Here is a 14,844-nt window from a genome sequence, read left to right on the forward strand (position 1 = left end):
CTCCACGCCATGAGCACGGCGGCGGAGGGTAAGGCGCAGCTGCGGAAGGCAGCGCGGACCGCGGGCGAGAGCTCTTTGTTGGAGATCCCGGCCCGCGCCGGGTTCGCGGCGAGCGGGCTCATCCAGGTGCTGCTCGGCGGCCTGGCCATCCAGCTCGGCGCGGCACACGTGGGGGAGGTCGACCAGACCGGCGCCCTCGACGAGGTGACGAAGCTCCCCGGCGGGTTCATCGTCCTCTGGATCGCCGCCATCGGGCTGTTCGCCCTCGCGCTGTGGCTCCTGACCGAGGCTGTGCTGGTCCGGGCGGGATCGACCGCCGACCGCTGGATCGCGCGCGGGGAGCACCTGAGCAAGGCCGTCGCCTACAGCGCGCTGGGCTTGACCGCGATCGCCTTCGCCGACGGGCATCCCTCGCACGCCAGCACCACGACCCGGCAGATCAGCGCGGGGATCCTCGCGTCTCCGACGGGCCAGATCGGGCTGGGCGTGCTCGGCCTGGTGACCGGCGCGGTCGGCGGGTACTTCGTCGTCAAGGGGATCCGGCGCAGGTTCCGGCAGGACGTCCAGGTGCCGGACGGCGTCGCCGGCCACGTGGTCGTCGTCCTCGGCATGGTGGGCTACATCGCGAAGGGCATCGTGGTCGTCCTCGCCGGGGCGGCCTTCGTCCTCGCGGCGATCCGCGCGCAGCCGGCGACCGCGACGGGGCTGGCCGGCGGGCTGAGCGCGCTGCAGCAGCTCCCGTTCGGCGGGGTGCTGACCGTCGTGGTGGGGCTGGGGCTCATCGCGTCCGGCGTGTACAACATCGCGCGGGCGTGGCTGGCGCGGTTCTGAGGGTCAGCCCGTCGACGCCCGCACGACGAGCTCGGCGGGCAGCTCCTGCGTCTCCGGCGCGTCTCCGCCGTCGATGAGCGACAGCAGGAGGCGCGCCGCCACGGAGCCGAGGAGGTCGCCGGGGAGGGCGACGCTGGTCAGGGCGGGCGCCGTGACCGCGGAGGCGGGGAGGTCGTCGAAGCCGGCGACCGCGATGTCCTCCGGGACCCGCAGCCCGGCGCGTGCGCACGCGGCGAGCACGCCGTGCGCGAGGGTGTCGGAGGCCGCGATCACCGCGGTCGCGCCCGCGGCCCGCCAGGCGGGGAGGGCGACCTCCGCGGCCGCCATCGCCTCCGCGATATCCGGGCGGCTGCTGACCGGCGGGGTGGTGAGGAGTGTCATCCCGCGTCGGCCGGCCTCGGCCTCCAGCAGGCTGCGGCGCAGCTCGTAGGTCGCGGCCGGGGTCGAGCCGTCCAAGTAGCCGATCACGGTGTGACCGCGCTCGGCGAGGTGCGCGATCAGCGCGCGGACGCCGGAGGCGAGGTCGTAGTTGACCGTCGGGGCGCGGTCCTCCAGGCCTGGGGCGTCCAGCAGCACCACAGGGACCCCCGCGGGCGCGTCGTCCAGGAACGCCACGGTCGGCGCGGAGACCAGCAGTCCGGCGGGCCGCAGCGCGGCGAGCCGGTGCACGTCCGCCACGGTCGGCTGCGCTCCGGTCGGGGAGGCGAAGAGCAGGAGCTGGAAGCGCGAGCCGAGGGTCTCCTGCACCGCGTTGATCACCCGGCCGAAGAACGGGTTCGGGAGGTCGGGGGCGAGCAGTACGACGAGATCGCTGGTGCCGCGGGCCAGCGCGCTCGCGGTGCTGTCGACCACGTAGCCGAGCTCGGCGACGGCGGCGCGCACGCGCTCGGCGTTCTCGTCCGAGATCCGGCCGCGGTGCTTGCCGTTGACCACGAGCGAGACGGCGGCGATGCTCGTGCCTGCGCGCTCGGCGACCATGGCCGCGGTGACCCGCTTGCGGGGCGGAGGCGGGGGCGGCGTCGACACCCGTCCATCGTAGCGAGGGCCGGTCCGTTTGCGCGTCAAGCGTTTTAGGTTTATCGTGTCAAACGTTTTACGTTCCTCGAAGAAGCGGAGGCTCCACCCGATGGAGAAGATCATCCTCGACTGCGATCCCGGTCACGACGACGCGATCGCGCTCATGCTCGCTCACGGAAATCCGGAGATCGAGCTGCTCGCCGTGACCACCGTCGCGGGCAACCAGACCCTCGACAAGGTCACCCGTAACGCGCTCTCCGTCGCGCGGGTGGCGGGCATCGCCGGCGTCCCGTTCGCCTCCGGCGCCGACCGGCCACTGGTGCGCCCGATCGAGGTCGCGCCCGACATCCACGGCGAGTCCGGCCTGGACGGGCCGGTCCTCCCCGAGCCGGTGATCGAGCTCGACGGCCGGCACGCGGTCGACCTCATCGTGGAGACCGTGATGGCGCACGAGCCCGGCACCATCACGCTGGTCCCGACCGGCGCGCTGACCAACATCGCCCTCGCGGTTCGCCGCGAGCCGCGGATCGTGGAGCGGGTCAAGGAGGTCGTCCTGATGGGCGGCGGCGTCCACGTCGGCAACTGGAGCCCGGTCGCGGAGTTCAACATCGTCATCGACCCGGAGGCCGCGGACATCGTGTTCAGCGCCGGGTGGAAGGTCGTGATGGTCGGCCTCGACCTCACCCACCAGGCCCTCGCGACTCCGGAGGTCCGCGAGCGGATCGCCGCGGTCGGCACCGCCCCTGCCCGCTTCGTCGGCGAGCTGCTCGATTTCTTCGGGAAGACCTACTCGGAAGCGCAGGGCTTCGACAGCCCGCCCGTCCACGACCCGTGCGCCGTCGCGTACGTGATCGACCCCACCATCGTCCGCGCCGAGCGGATGCCGATCGCGATCGAGACGCAGGGGCGCCTGACCACCGGGATGACCGTGGCCGACCGCCGCGGCCCCGTGCCGGACGACTGCGTGACCTGGGCCGCGCTCGACCTCGACCACGAGCGGTTCTGGGGGCTGATCGCGGACGCGCTGGAGCGGATCGGGGACCCGGAGGCGGCGGATGCCGCCGCGACCGCCGCCATGCCGGCCGCCACCGCGACCGGAGCCGTCGCATGACCGCCCCCGCCGCCACCTCCACCCCGACCGGCCGCCCGGTCCGCATCGCCGCCCTCACCGCAGCCCTGCTCGCCGCGTGCGTCGCCTTCCAGCTCAACGCGAGCATGCTCAGCCCCGTCCTCGTGACGATGGCGCGCGAGCTGCACAGCGACGACGCCACCATCGGCCTCTCGCAGACCCTGTTCTTCACCGTGGCCGCGGTGTTCTCGCTGTTCCTGCCGCGCCTCAGCGACATCTTCGGCCGCAAGCGCGTGCTCATCGGGATGCTCGTCGTCATGTTCGCGGGAAGCATCGTGGCCGCGCTCGCCCTCAACGTGGAGATGCTTTTCGTCGGCCGCATCGTGCAGGGCGTCGCCGGTCCGGTCGTCCCGATCTGCCTGCTGATGCTGCGCTCCGAGATCTCCGATCCGCGCCGCTACGGCGCTGCGATGGGCCTCCTCACCGCGGTCAACGGCGGCATCGCCGGCATCGACGCGATCGCGGGCGGCTGGCTCGCGACGGCGTTCGGCTTCCGCTCGGTGTTCTGGGTGATCGCCGCCGTCACGGTCGTCGCCGTGGTCATGCTCGCCGCCTGGGGCGTCGAGTCGCGGCCGTCGGAGGGCGTCCGGATGGACTGGTGGGGCGTGCTCCCGCTGGCCCTCTCGCTCGCCGCGCTGCTGACCGGCCTCAACGAGGCGGGCAAGCTGGCCGCCGCGAACTGGCTGCTCGTCGGCGGGTCGCTGCTGGTCGCCGTGCTCGCGTTCGCCGCGTTCTGGACGATCGAGAACCGCCGGAGCGAGCCGCTCATCCCGACCCCGTACCTCAAGCCGCGCTCCACCTGGGCGCTGCTGCTCACCACCCTGCTGACGATGACCGGTGTCTTCGCCGTCGTCAACGGCCTGGTGACCTCCATCGCCCAGAACCCGGACGCCGGTTTCGGGATGGCGCCGGACCTCGCGTCGCTCGCCTTCCTCACCCCGTACGCGCTGGTCGGCTGGGCGGTCGGCCCGCTCGCCGGGCGCCTCGCTCCGACGCTCGGCTACCGCCGCATCCTCCGGATCGGCCTGGCCGGCAGCGTGATCGGGACGCTGATCATGGCGTTCGTCGGTGTGCACTCGCTCCCGGTGCTGATCGCTGCGACCGTGCTGCTCGGCATCACCTACGCGGGCATCGCGAACATCATGCTGAACGGGCTGGGGATCGTGCTCTCGCCTGCCGCGAACCCGGGCTTCCTGCCCGGCCTCAACGCGGGCGCGTTCAACCTCGGCGCCGGGCTCAGCTTCGCGCTGCTTCCGGCGATCCAGATCGCGACAGGCGCGACGGGTCACTCGACGACCGGGTACTCTGCGGGGATGATCCTCGGTGCTGTCATCACTGCTGCGGCGCTCGCCGTCTCGTTCCTGATCCCGCGTCCGGCCTCGGCCGAGGTCGCCGCAGCGGAGGCCACCCGGTGACGACGGGCAGGATCGTCGTCGTCGGTTCGCTCAACGCCGACCTGGTCGTCCGGACCGAACGGTTCCCCCGGGCGGGCGAGACCGTCGCCGGCGGCGACCTGCGGGTCGGCGCCGGCGGCAAGGGCGCGAACCAGGCCGTCGCGGCAGGCCGCCTCGGCGGCGACGTCGCGATGGTCGGCGCGGTCGGGGCCGACGGCCACGGCGACCTGCTCCGCGCTGCCGTGGCGGGCGCGGGGGTGGACACCTCCGCGCTGGCCGTCCGCGACGCCATCCCGACCGGGACGGCGCTGATCACCGTGGACGCGCACGGCGAGAACACGATCGTGGTGTCGGCCGGCGCCAACGGCACGCTCGCGCCGCACGACCTCCCCGACGGCGCGTTCGACGGCGCGGCGGTGCTCGGCCTGTGCCTGGAGGTGCCGGTGGAGACCGTGCGCACAGCCGCCGAGCGTGCTCGCGCCGCCACGGCGACCGTCGTGCTCAACCCGTCGCCGTTCGGAGAGGCCGCGCCCGCGCTCGTGCCGCTCGCCGACGTCCTGCTCGTCAACGAGGGCGAGGCGGAGACGCTGCTCGGCCTCGCGTCCGGCGCGGTCGCGTCCGCTCCGGCGTCGGTGCGCGACGGCTTCGCCGCGCTGGGCGTCGCCCGGGCGGTCGTGACCCGCGGCGCCGACGGCTGCCTGGTCGTCGACGGCGCGGCCGAGCCCGCCGCCGTTCCCGCGGTGCGCGTCGACGCGGTCGACACGACCGGGGCAGGCGACGCCTTCATGGGTTCGCTGCTCGTCCGCCTGGCGAGCGGGGACTCCGTGCTCGACGCCGCGCGCTTCGCGGTCGGCGTCGGCGCCTACGCGGCCGCCCACGCCGGCGCGCAGGACTCGTACCCGACCCCGGACGAGCTGGCGGCGTTCCTGGCCTGACCGCCGCAGACCCCGCGGTCGTAGGGTGGCACCGAGCGACCGAGGAGGCCATCGTGAGCACTGCCGAGTTGGAGGTCGACCTGCTCGTCGTCGGGTGGGGCAAGGCGGGCAAGACGCTCGCCCGGCGCTACGCGACGGCGGGGCGTTCCGTCGCGCTGGTCGAACGGGATCCCGCGATGTACGGCGGCACCTGCATCAACATCGCCTGCGTGCCGACCAAGAACCTGGTCGTCGCGGCCGAGGCGCGGCGGCCCGACGACGACCCGCAGGGGTACTTCACGGCCGCGGTGGCGGGCCGCGACGAACTGGTGCACGGACTCAACGCGGCGAACCACCGGATGCTCGAGGGCCTCGCGACGCTGGTCGACGGCACGGCGCGCTTCATCGGCCCGCGCCAGGTCGACGTGCGCACCGCCGACGGCGAGGCACTGACCATCCGAGCGGCCGCCGTGGTGATCGGCACCGGCACCGTCCCGGCCCGGCCGGAGCTGCCGGGACTCGACCTCCCCGGCGTCTACGACTCCACGACCATCCAGCACGCCGAGCCGTTCCCGCGCCGGCTCGCGGTCATCGGCGGCGGCTTCGTCGGGCTGGAGTTCGCCGGCATGTTCCAGCGGTTCGGGTCGCAGGTGACCGTGCTCGATCCGCGTCCCGACATCCTGCCGCGGCTCGAGCCGGTGGTGGTCGAGACGGTGCGAGAGGTGCTGGGCGCCCACGGCGTGACGCTGCGGACGAGCACCCGGGTCAGCGCTGTCGAGCGCGCCCCGGAGGGGCTGCGCGTTCTGCTGGAGGACGGCGCCGTCGAGGTCGACGCCGTGCTGGTCGCCACCGGCCGCACTCCCGTGACCGCCGACCTCGGGCTGGAGAGCGCGGGAGTCGACGTCGACGACCGGGGCTACATCCGGGTGGACGACCGGCTCCGCACCTCGGCGGACGGCGTGTTCGCGGTCGGGGACGTCAACGGCGGTCCGCAGTTCACCTACATCTCCCTCGACGACAACCGGGTGGTGTGGGACCAGCTCGCGGGGGAGGGCCGGCGCACGACGGCCGATCGCGTGGCCGTGCCGAACACGACTTTCATCACGCCGCCGCTGTCGCAGGTCGGGCTCACCCCCGCCGAGGCCAGGCGGCGCGGACACGACGTGCTCTACGCCGCCAAGAAGGTCGCGGCCATCGCCGCGATGCCGCGGCCCAAGATCCTGGGCGACGCCGACGGCGTGATCACCTTCACGGTCGACGCGGCCTCCCGGCGGCTCCTCGGCGCGACGCTGTTCTGCGTCGATTCGCAGGAGGTCATCAACCTGGTGGCGCTCGCGATGCGCGCCGGCGTCACGGCGGACGAACTGATGAACGGGATCTGGACCCACCCGTCCAGCACCGAGGCGCTCAACGAAGTGCTCGCCGAGCTCGCCCCCTACGACGAGGGCTGAGCCTCAGACCGTGTGGTGCGACGCGGCGGCGAGCGGGACGTGCCAGCGGAACCGGAGCGACAGCATCCGGAAGGCGAAGACCAGCGCGGCGACCGCGGCCTCCGTCCACGGGTTGTAGCCGCCAACGCTCCAGACCACGACGATGATCGCCGCCCCGAGCATCGCCGGCACGGCGTAGAGGTCGTGCGGATCGAAGAGCTGCGGGTCGCGGTTGGCGACGACGTCGCGGAGGAGACCGCCGCCGACCGCGGTGGTCACGCCGAGCACGCCGGCCGCGATGGGATTGGCGCCACGCTCCAGCGCGATGACCGTGCCCGTGATGCAGAACAGCGCGAGCCCGCCGCCGTCGAAGACGAGCAGCGTCCGCGGGAACCGTGCGACGGCCCCGAACAGGAAGTAGACCAGCACGGCGGCGACGACCGGCGGCGCCAGGTAGATCGGGTTGGCGAAGGCGTTCGGTGTGACGCCGAGGATGACGTCCCGGATCACGCCGCCGCCGAGGCCGGTCAGCGAGCCGAGCAGCAGGGACCCGATCACGTCGAAGCCGCGCCGGGCGGCCAGCAGGCTGCCGGAGATGGCGAAGAAGAACGTGCCGAGGAGGTCCAGCACGAGGGGCACCACCATCAGGCCACTCTCTCATGGAACGCGACGCGGGGAGAAGGAGACCGGTGCCCTCGCGCTGCGCCTCGCCGTTTCGGATGCCCTGGATCGATTCCCGAGATGAACCAGTGTTCGCCTGGCGGAGCGCGGGAACGCATCGGGAGGGCTGTGGTTGACGGGGCGAGCCCGGCCGGTCTATGTTTGCGTATCAGCACCGAGCTACGCGCGTAGACAATGCGCGTAGACAGTGCCGAATGGCAGCCTTGATGGAGAGGAACCCCGTGGAACGTTTCGACGACGAGCGCACGACCGCCGCCGCCTGCGTCGTGGTCCTGGGGTCCGCCAACATCGACTCCTACGTCTACCTCGACCGCTTCCCGCAGCCCGGCGAGACCGTCTTCGGCACGGCCGGCCGCCGCGGCCTCGGCGGCAAGGGCGCGAACCAGGCTGTCGCGGCCGCCCTGATCGGCGCGGCGACGAGCTTCCTCGGCCAGGTCGGCGCCGACGACGGCGGCGCATTCGTGCGCGACACGCTCGCCGGCTATGGCGTGGACACCTCCGGCCTCCGGGTCTCGCCGACCGCCGTCACCGGCAGCGCCCAGATCACCGTGGACGCCGCGGGCGAGAACACCATCGTGGTCGTCTCGGGGGCGAACGCCGAAGCTGGACCCGACATCCTGGGGCCGGAGAGCGCCGCGCTCGATGTGCCTGCCGGTTCCATCGGCCTCGCGCAGGGCGAGCTGCCCGCGGAGGCCGTTGCCGCGTTCGCCCGCGCGCTCGCCGCGCGCGGCCTCCGGTTCATCCTCAACCTCGCCCCGGTGATCGACATCGCGCCCGACGCCCTCCGGCTCGCCGACCCGCTGATCGTCAACGAGTCCGAGGCGCTGGCCCTGCTCGCGCGCGACGGCGATCCCCGGTCGTTCGGGACCGCCGACGCGCTCGACGCTGCCCGCCGGCTGGCCGGCACCGTCGCGGAGTCCGTCGTCATCACCCTCGGCGCGGACGGCGCCGTCGCGGCGACGGGCGACCGCCAGTGGCACCAGCCCGCCCCGGTCCCGGCCGTCGTCGTGGACACGACCGGAGCAGGCGACGCCTTCGTCGGGGCGCTGGCCGCCGCCCTCGCCGGCGGCGCCGACCTCGAGACCGCCGTGGGCCGGGGCGCCGCCGCAGGCTCGGCCGCGGTGGCCGCGCTCGGCACCGTCGACTCCTACGACGCTCTGCGCGCGCTCGCCCAGGACGGGGTGGTGGTCCCGTGAGCCCCCGCGCCGGCCGGGTCACCCGCGAGGACGTCGCCCGGGAGGCCGGGACGTCCACCGCGGTCGTCAGCTACGTCATCAACAACGGCCCGCGCCCGGTGTCCGAGGCGACCCGGCGCCGCGTGCTCGACGCCATCGAGAAGGTCGGCTACGAGCCCGACACGATCGCGCAAGCGCTCGCCTCCGGTGTCACCGGCACCTACGGCCTGATCGTCCCCGACATCTCCAACCCGTTCTTCGCCGCGCTCGCCCACGAGCTGGAGGACGCCACGTCCGAGGCCGGCCGCGTGGTCCTGCTCGGCGACGCGGCGGAGAGCAAGGCGCGCGAGACCGAGCTCCTGAAGACCTTCGCCCGGCGCCGCGTCGACGGGCTCCTGTTCGTCGGCGTCGACAACGCCCCTGACCTCGCCCCGTTCGCAGGCAACCAGGTCCCGGTCGTGGTGCTCGACCGCGTCGACCCGCACCAGACCGCGTCGTCGGTGGCGGTCGACAACATCGGCGCCGCGCGCGACGTCACCGAGCACCTTCTGGAGCACGGCTACACCGACCTCGGCATCATCGCCGGGCCGCGCCATCTCTACACCGGGCAGGACCGGTACGAGGGCTGGCGGCAGGCGCTCGCCTCCGCCGGGATCGAACCGGACGCGCGCTGGGTCGTCGAGGCGCCGTTCACGCGCCGCGGCGGTCTGGAGGCCGGCCGTGCCCTCCTCGCCAGCGCGGACCGACCCCGCGCGGTCTTCGCCTCCAACGAGCAGCAGGCGATCGGCCTGCTCGCGGCGGCGGCGGAGCTCGGCGTGCGCGTCCCCGACGACCTCGCCGTGATCTCCTTCGACGGCACCGAGGCCTCCGACTACACCGTCCCGAAGCTCTCGGGAGCCGTTCAGCCGCTCGCCGACATCGCCCGCACCGCGGTCGCGATGCTCGCGGCGGCGTCGGACGGCGCAGCCCCCTCCTCCCTGGTCGTGACGCACGAACTGCGCATCCGGCCCTCCTGCGGCCCCCACAAGGACTGACGCCGCACCCGACCCACCCGCCCCGCCCGCATCACGCACCACCAGTACCCCCTCGAAGCACCGGCCCTCACCGACCCCGGGCCCGGTGCACGTCAACGACGACAACGAAAGGCATCTCCCGTGTCGAATCCCAACCGCCTCGCCCGCTTCTTCGCCGGCTACGGCCGCCTGACCATCTTCCTGATCCCCATCGGCGTCGCCACGAACTTCATCGGCGGCCAGCTGGCCAACCTCCTGAAGCTGCCCATCTACCTCGACAGCATCGGCACCGTCCTGGTCGGCGCGCTCTGCGGCGGCCTGCCGGGCGCGGTCGTCGGCGCCGTGTCCAACGTGATCAACTCGATCACCAACCCGACCACGATGGCCTACGCGATCATCAGCGTCGTCATCGGCCTCCTCGCCGGCTGGTTCTCGCGCGCCGGCTGGTTCCTGAAGCTGTGGAAGGCGCTGCTGACCGTCATCCCGTTCGCCCTCGTCGGCGGCGCGGGCGGCGCGCTCATCACCATCTGGCTGTTCGGCGGCCTCACCCCGAGCGGCAACAGCGTCATCGTCGCCGCGCTGCACGCGACCGGCATCGACCTGAACACTGCGGTCTACATCGCGGGCATCCCGTTCGACATGCTCGACAAGCTCCTGACGGTCCTGGTCGTCTTCCTGATCCTCAAGCGGGTCCCGGAGCGTCTGCTCACCAAGCTTCCGCTCGGCTCGATCTACCGCAAGAGCAAGCCGAAGAGCGCGGCCTCGGCGCCGATCGAGTACGAGACCGACGACGACCTGTCGCTGGGACGCTGAGCATGACCTCCACTGCAAGCGCACCGGCCCTCGACGAGGCTTTCGTCGACCGGTTCCGGCGGGCGGCCTCGCTGGGCAACCCGATCCGCGACGCGAACCCGCTGATCGTGCTCGGCACGGCGATCCCCTTCGCGATCCTGGCCGCGACCCTCCCCAAGCTCGTCGGCCCCGCCGCCGTCTGCGTCGCGATGCTGCTGCTCGGCGCGCTGGGCGGCGTGGGCGCGGGCTTCGCCAAGACCTACCTCCGGCTGTTCGGGATCGTCGGCGTGCTGCTGTTCGTCGTCCGCGTGATCTTCGCGACCGATCGGCAGAACGCGCTGTGGGCCTGGGGCCCCTTCGCGATCAGCGTCTCGAGCATCACCGACGCCGCCGCGTTCGTCTTCGTGGTGATGGCGATGTGCGGTGTGCTGACGCTGTTCTTCGCCCTCGTCCCGATCGGGCACCTGATGCTCGCCCTGGAGCGGGTCGGCGTCAGCCGCAAGGCCAGCTACGTCGTGCTCGCCTCCTTCCAGGCGATCATCGACCTCGGCGCCAACACCCGCACGGTGATGGACGCGCAGAAGGCGCGCGGAATCGAAACCGAGGGGTCGCTCCTGCGGCGGGCCGGGGCCTTCTTCCCGGTGCTCACCCCGGTCTTCCTGTCCGCGATGGCGCAGACCGAGGAGCGCGCGCTGGCGCTCGACGCCCGCGCCTTCAACGCCCCGACGGCCCAGACGCGGCTCGTCTTCCTCCCCCGCACCACCGCTGCGCAGTGGGGCGTCCTGGTTCTCGCCTACGCCTGCGCGGCGTTCGCGATCGTCGGAAAGGTACTGCTGTGGCACTAGTCACCATGCGGGACGTGTCGTTCACGTACCTGCACGCCGAGGAGGCCGCGCTCGAAGGCGTGAACCTGACGCTCGAACCCGGCCTGGTCTACGGGGTCGTCGGGCGCAACGCCAGCGGCAAGTCGACGCTGTGCAATGTGATCCGCGGGATCGTGCCGCACTTCCACGACGGCGAGCTGACCGGCGACGTGCAGGTGCTGGGCACGAGCCTGGCGGACTGGGACCCGGCCGTGCTCTCCCAGCAGATCGGCTACGTGTTCCAGAACCCGTTCACCCAGATCTCGGGCATCCGCGACACGGTGTTCGAGGAGATCGCCCTCGGGCTGGAGAACATGGGCGTCGACCGCGACACCATGATCGAGCGCGTGATCTCCGTCGTCCGCGAGTTGGGCATCGAGGGCCTGATCGCGAAGAACCCCAACGAGCTCTCGGGCGGCCAGCGCCAGAAGGTCGCGTTCGCGTCGATCCTGGCGATGGAGGCCGACTTCCTCGTCATCGACGAGCCGACCTCCCAGCTCGACCCGGAGTCGTCCGAGGCGATCTTCGCGATCATCCGCCGGCTCAAGGAGCGTGGGACCTCGATCGTCCTCGTCGAGCACAAGATCGACCTGATCGCCGAGTACGCCGACCGCGTCATCGTCATGGAGCGCGGCACCGTGGCGGCGGAGGGCCCGGCGGCCGAGGTCCTCGCCTCGCCGCTGCTCGAGGCGGCCGGGGTGCCGCAGCCGGAGGTCACCCGGGTGGCCGCCCGGCTCGCGGCGGACGGCCGCGCGCTCGAGCGCACACCCATCACGAGAGAAGACGCCCGGCAGCTGATCGAGGCGCGCGTACAGGAGGTGGCCGATGTCCATCGTGCTCGATGACGTCACGTTCGCATACCCGGACGGCTCCCTGGCCGTCGACGGCGTCAGCCTGCGCATCGACGCGGGGGAGCGGGTCGCGATCGTCGGCCAGAACGGCGCAGGCAAGACCACGACCGTCAAGCTGATGAACGGCCTGCTCAAGCCGACCTCCGGCACGGTTTCGATCGACGGAGTCGACACGAAGACGCAGACCACCGCGACGACCGCCCGCAGCGTGGCCTACGTCTTCCAGAATCCGGACGACCAGGTGTTCGCACCCGACGTGCGCGGCGAGCTGGAGTACATGCCCCGCTACGACAAGTGGGACGCCGACAAGACGGCGGAGCGCGTCCAGCGCGCCGTGCGGATGACCGGAATCGGGCGCTTCCTCGACACCAACCCGAGCGACCTCCCGTTCGCGATCAAGAAGTTCGTCGCGATCGGCGCCGTGCTGGTCGGCGAGCCGCGTTACGTCATCCTGGACGAGCCGACCGCCGGCCTCGACAGCCGCGGACTCGCCCTGCTGAACCGGATGATCGACCAGCTCGGCGCGGAGGGCGTCGCGGTGATCACGATCACCCACGACATGCGGTTCGTCGCGGACTCGTTCCACCGCGTGGTCGCGATGGCGAACCGCAGGGTCGTCGCCGACGGCGCGGTCGAGGACGTCTTCGCCGACGACGCCGTGCTGCATGCCTCCCGGCTGCAGCGGCCGGTCGCCGCCCAGCTCGTCCGTGATCTGGGTCTCAGCCGCACCGCGCTGCAGATCGACACGATCGCCGCGCTCATCCCGTGAACCCCGCTCCCGACCTCCAACGAAAGGCCACTATGAAGCACTCGGTCATCCTCGACGTCGACACCGGCATCGACGACGCGATGGCGATCATGTTCGCCGTCCGGCACCCCGACATCGACGTCAAGGCGATCACCTGCCTCTCCGGGAACGTCTCCGTCGACAAGGTCGTCGCCAACACGCTCGCCGTGCTCGACCTGCTCGGCGCACCGGACATCCCCGTCGCCGCCGGCGCCCGCCGGCCACTGATCGAGCCGGCCAGGGACGCCTCCTGGGTGCACGGCGAGACCGGGCTGGGCGACCTCCGCCTGCCCGCGGGCTCGCGTGTGCCGGAGCAGGTGCACGCCGTCGAACTGCTCCGCCGCGAGCTGCTCGCGGCCGACGAGCCCGTGACGATCGTCGCCCTGGCTCCGCTGACCAACCTCGCGCTCCTGCTGCGCGTCTACCCCGAGGTCGCAGACCGCGTGGGGCGGATCGTGTTCATGGGCGGCTCCGCGTCGGTCGGCAACGCCAGCGCCGTCGCCGAGTTCAACATCTGGCACGACCCGGAGGCCGCGGCCATCGTGCTCTCCAGCGGCATCCCGCTGACGATGTACGGGCTCGACGTGTTCAACGTCGTCGAGGTGGCTGCTGAGCGGGTGGCCGAGCTGGCGGCGTCGGAGCGCGCCGTCGACGCCGCGCTGGGGTCGCTGCTCGGCTTCCAGCTCGTCGACCCCGCCGACGGGACCGTCTTCAGCCACCCGCTGATCGGGGATGCCGGAGCGGTCTGCGCGCTGGTCGCGCCCGAGCTGTTCCGCTTCGAGAGGGTTCCGGTGCAGGTCGACATCAGCCAGGGCATCGGCCGCGGCCAGACCATCGTGGATCGGCGCAGTTACGGCGGTGAGGACGCCGTCTACGCCCCCGGGCAGGAACCGTGGCCGCTCGTCGATGTCGCCCTCGGCGTCGACACCGGAGCCGTGCTCGAGCTGTTCTTCGACGTCGTCACCGGCGTCCGCGTTTGAGCGAGGAGGATCCCGTCATGCCCACCCCTCTCTACTTCGACTGCGACACCGGCGTGGACGACGCGCTCGCCCTCGCCTACCTGCTGAACTCCCCCGAGGTGGAGCTCGCCGGCATCGGCACGGTCAGCGGCAACGTCAGCTCGGCTCAGGCCGCCGACAACACGCTGCGCCTGCTGGCACTGGCCGGCCGCGACGTGCCGGTGGCCGTCGGGGAGCACCACCCGCTCGCCGGCGACTTCCACGGCGGCGCTCCGCACGTGCACGGCGCCAACGGCCTCGGCGGTCTCGACCTCCCGGCGGCCGTGGCGGCGCCCGTCGCCGAGGACGCCGCCGACATGCTGCTGCGCCTGTCGCGCGAGCACGACGGCGCGCTCGAGGTGCTCGCCGTCGGCCCGCTCACCAACCTCGCCCGCGCCCTGGAGCGCGACCCGGGGCTGACCGGACGCATCGCGAAGGTCACGATCATGGGCGGCGCGGCGCTCGTCCCCGGCAACATCACGCCGGTCGCCGAGGCGAACATCGGCAACGACGCGGAGGCGGCGCGCGCGGTGATCGCCGCGACGTGGCCGATCGTCCTGGTGCCGCTGGACTCCACGATGGAGAACGTGCTCGAAGAGGCCGACCGGGTCCGCCTGGTCGAGGAGGGCGGCTCCCTGGCGAGCGCCGTGGGGAGGATGCTCGACCACTACTTCGACTTCTACGTGACGGAGTACGGCCGCCGCTCCAGCGCCCTGCACGACCCGCTGGCGGCGGCGCTCGCCGTCGGCGGTGTCCGCGCGGTGCTCGCGCCTGCCGTCCCGGTGGAGGTCGACGCGACCGACGGGCCCGGCCGCGGCCAGACGATCTGCGACCTGCGCGGGCAGCGTCCCGGTCCGGTCGACCGGTCGGGCGCGCACGTGCGCGTCGTGCTGCGGACCGAGCCGGACCTCGCTCCGCACCTGCTGGAGCGCGTGCTCGCCTGATCGCGTCTTCTCTCCCCGGCTGTCC

General features: G+C 72.6%; 15 protein-coding genes. 13 read left to right on the forward strand and 2 right to left on the reverse strand.

Going from position 1 to position 14,844, the window contains the following annotated elements; translation table 11 throughout:
- Nucleotides 1–9 precede the first annotated feature (9 nt).
- A complete protein-coding gene (locus F1C12_RS18505) occupies nucleotides 10–831 on the forward strand; it encodes a DUF1206 domain-containing protein (RefSeq protein ID WP_185276320.1) in 822 nt (273 codons plus the stop codon).
- A gap of 3 nt (nucleotides 832–834) precedes the next feature.
- Here F1C12_RS18505 and F1C12_RS18510 read toward each other — a convergent pair whose 3' ends face one another.
- Nucleotides 835–1,857 (reverse strand): LacI family DNA-binding transcriptional regulator, encoded by a 1,023-nt coding sequence (locus tag F1C12_RS18510; RefSeq protein WP_258045981.1) that lies wholly within the window; start codon nucleotides 1,855–1,857, stop codon nucleotides 835–837.
- Between the two features lie 100 nt (nucleotides 1,858–1,957).
- Between F1C12_RS18510 and uriH the strand changes: the two genes are divergently transcribed.
- The 4 genes from uriH to F1C12_RS18530 are packed head-to-tail and all read left to right on the forward strand — an operon-like array spanning nucleotide 1,958 to nucleotide 6,736.
- Nucleotides 1,958–2,959 (forward strand): uridine-preferring nucleoside hydrolase UriH, encoded by a 1,002-nt coding sequence (uriH, locus tag F1C12_RS18515; RefSeq protein ID WP_185276321.1) that lies wholly within the window; start codon nucleotides 1,958–1,960, stop codon nucleotides 2,957–2,959.
- Nucleotides 2,956–4,392, forward strand: a complete 1,437-nt coding sequence (gene uriT, locus F1C12_RS18520) for a uridine transporter UriT (protein WP_185276322.1) — start codon at nucleotides 2,956–2,958, stop codon at nucleotides 4,390–4,392. Before uriH ends, uriT begins: the two co-directional genes overlap by 4 nt.
- The gene (locus F1C12_RS18525) at nucleotides 4,389–5,306 is read left to right on the forward strand and encodes a ribokinase (RefSeq protein WP_219732645.1); all 918 of its coding nucleotides are present in this window, start codon (nucleotides 4,389–4,391) and stop codon (nucleotides 5,304–5,306) included. Before uriT ends, F1C12_RS18525 begins: the two co-directional genes overlap by 4 nt.
- 53 nt (nucleotides 5,307–5,359) lie before the next feature.
- Complete coding sequence (locus tag F1C12_RS18530; protein WP_219732646.1) at nucleotides 5,360–6,736, forward strand: FAD-dependent oxidoreductase; 1,377 nt, start codon at nucleotides 5,360–5,362, stop codon at nucleotides 6,734–6,736.
- Between the two features lie 3 nt (nucleotides 6,737–6,739).
- On the opposite strand, the gene F1C12_RS18535 is transcribed toward F1C12_RS18530, so the two are convergent.
- Complete coding sequence (locus F1C12_RS18535; protein WP_185276323.1) at nucleotides 6,740–7,360, reverse strand: trimeric intracellular cation channel family protein; 621 nt, start codon at nucleotides 7,358–7,360, stop codon at nucleotides 6,740–6,742.
- Between the two features lie 257 nt (nucleotides 7,361–7,617).
- On the opposite strand from F1C12_RS18535, the gene F1C12_RS18540 reads away from it, so the two are divergent.
- The 8 genes from F1C12_RS18540 (at nucleotide 7,618) to F1C12_RS18575 (ending at nucleotide 14,819) form a co-directional block, all read left to right on the forward strand.
- Entirely contained in the window at nucleotides 7,618–8,592 is a 975-nt protein-coding gene (locus tag F1C12_RS18540; protein WP_185276324.1) for a ribokinase, read from the forward strand.
- Nucleotides 8,589–9,605 carry a LacI family DNA-binding transcriptional regulator gene (locus F1C12_RS18545; RefSeq protein WP_185276325.1) on the forward strand — a complete coding sequence of 339 codons (1,017 nt, stop codon included), beginning with the start codon at nucleotides 8,589–8,591 and terminating at the stop codon, nucleotides 9,603–9,605. Before F1C12_RS18540 ends, F1C12_RS18545 begins: the two co-directional genes overlap by 4 nt.
- Nucleotides 9,606–9,725: 120 nt before the next feature.
- Entirely contained in the window at nucleotides 9,726–10,397 is a 672-nt protein-coding gene (locus tag F1C12_RS18550; RefSeq protein WP_185276326.1) for an ECF transporter S component, read from the forward strand.
- 2 nt (nucleotides 10,398–10,399) lie between these two features.
- On the forward strand, nucleotides 10,400–11,221 hold the full coding sequence (locus F1C12_RS18555; protein WP_185276327.1) for an energy-coupling factor transporter transmembrane component T: 822 nt from the start codon (nucleotides 10,400–10,402) through the stop codon (nucleotides 11,219–11,221).
- Nucleotides 11,212–12,084 carry an energy-coupling factor ABC transporter ATP-binding protein gene (locus tag F1C12_RS18560; RefSeq protein WP_185276328.1) on the forward strand — a complete coding sequence of 291 codons (873 nt, stop codon included), beginning with the start codon at nucleotides 11,212–11,214 and terminating at the stop codon, nucleotides 12,082–12,084. Before F1C12_RS18555 ends, F1C12_RS18560 begins: the two co-directional genes overlap by 10 nt.
- Nucleotides 12,065–12,859 carry an energy-coupling factor ABC transporter ATP-binding protein gene (locus F1C12_RS18565; RefSeq protein ID WP_185276329.1) on the forward strand — a complete coding sequence of 265 codons (795 nt, stop codon included), beginning with the start codon at nucleotides 12,065–12,067 and terminating at the stop codon, nucleotides 12,857–12,859. The genes F1C12_RS18560 and F1C12_RS18565 overlap by 20 nt, the downstream gene beginning before the upstream one ends.
- Nucleotides 12,860–12,891: 32 nt before the next feature.
- Nucleotides 12,892–13,857: a nucleoside hydrolase gene (locus F1C12_RS18570; RefSeq protein ID WP_185276330.1), complete on the forward strand. Its 966-nt coding sequence runs from the start codon at nucleotides 12,892–12,894 to the stop codon at nucleotides 13,855–13,857.
- 17 nt (nucleotides 13,858–13,874) lie between these two features.
- Entirely contained in the window at nucleotides 13,875–14,819 is a 945-nt protein-coding gene (locus tag F1C12_RS18575; protein WP_185276331.1) for a nucleoside hydrolase, read from the forward strand.
- Nucleotides 14,820–14,844: the final 25 nt, after the last annotated feature.

It is taken from the genome of Leifsonia shinshuensis (assembly GCF_014217625.1).
GTDB lineage: Bacteria > Actinomycetota > Actinomycetes > Actinomycetales > Microbacteriaceae > Leifsonia > Leifsonia shinshuensis_A.

Excerpts from the sequence above, each read along its gene's own strand:
- F1C12_RS18505 (WP_185276320.1), top strand. The coding sequence starts at position 10 with ATGAGCACGGCGGCGGAGGGTAAGGCGCAGCTGCGGAAGGCAGCGCGG.
- uriH (WP_185276321.1), top strand. The coding sequence starts at position 1,958 with ATGGAGAAGATCATCCTCGACTGCGATCCCGGTCACGACGACGCGATC.
- uriT (WP_185276322.1), top strand. The coding sequence starts at position 2,956 with ATGACCGCCCCCGCCGCCACCTCCACCCCGACCGGCCGCCCGGTCCGC.
- F1C12_RS18535 (WP_185276323.1), bottom strand. The coding sequence starts at position 7,360 with ATGGTGGTGCCCCTCGTGCTGGACCTCCTCGGCACGTTCTTCTTCGCC.
- F1C12_RS18555 (WP_185276327.1), top strand. The coding sequence starts at position 10,400 with ATGACCTCCACTGCAAGCGCACCGGCCCTCGACGAGGCTTTCGTCGAC.
- F1C12_RS18565 (WP_185276329.1), top strand. The coding sequence starts at position 12,065 with ATGTCCATCGTGCTCGATGACGTCACGTTCGCATACCCGGACGGCTCC.
- F1C12_RS18570 (WP_185276330.1), top strand. The coding sequence starts at position 12,892 with ATGAAGCACTCGGTCATCCTCGACGTCGACACCGGCATCGACGACGCG.
- F1C12_RS18575 (WP_185276331.1), top strand. The coding sequence starts at position 13,875 with ATGCCCACCCCTCTCTACTTCGACTGCGACACCGGCGTGGACGACGCG.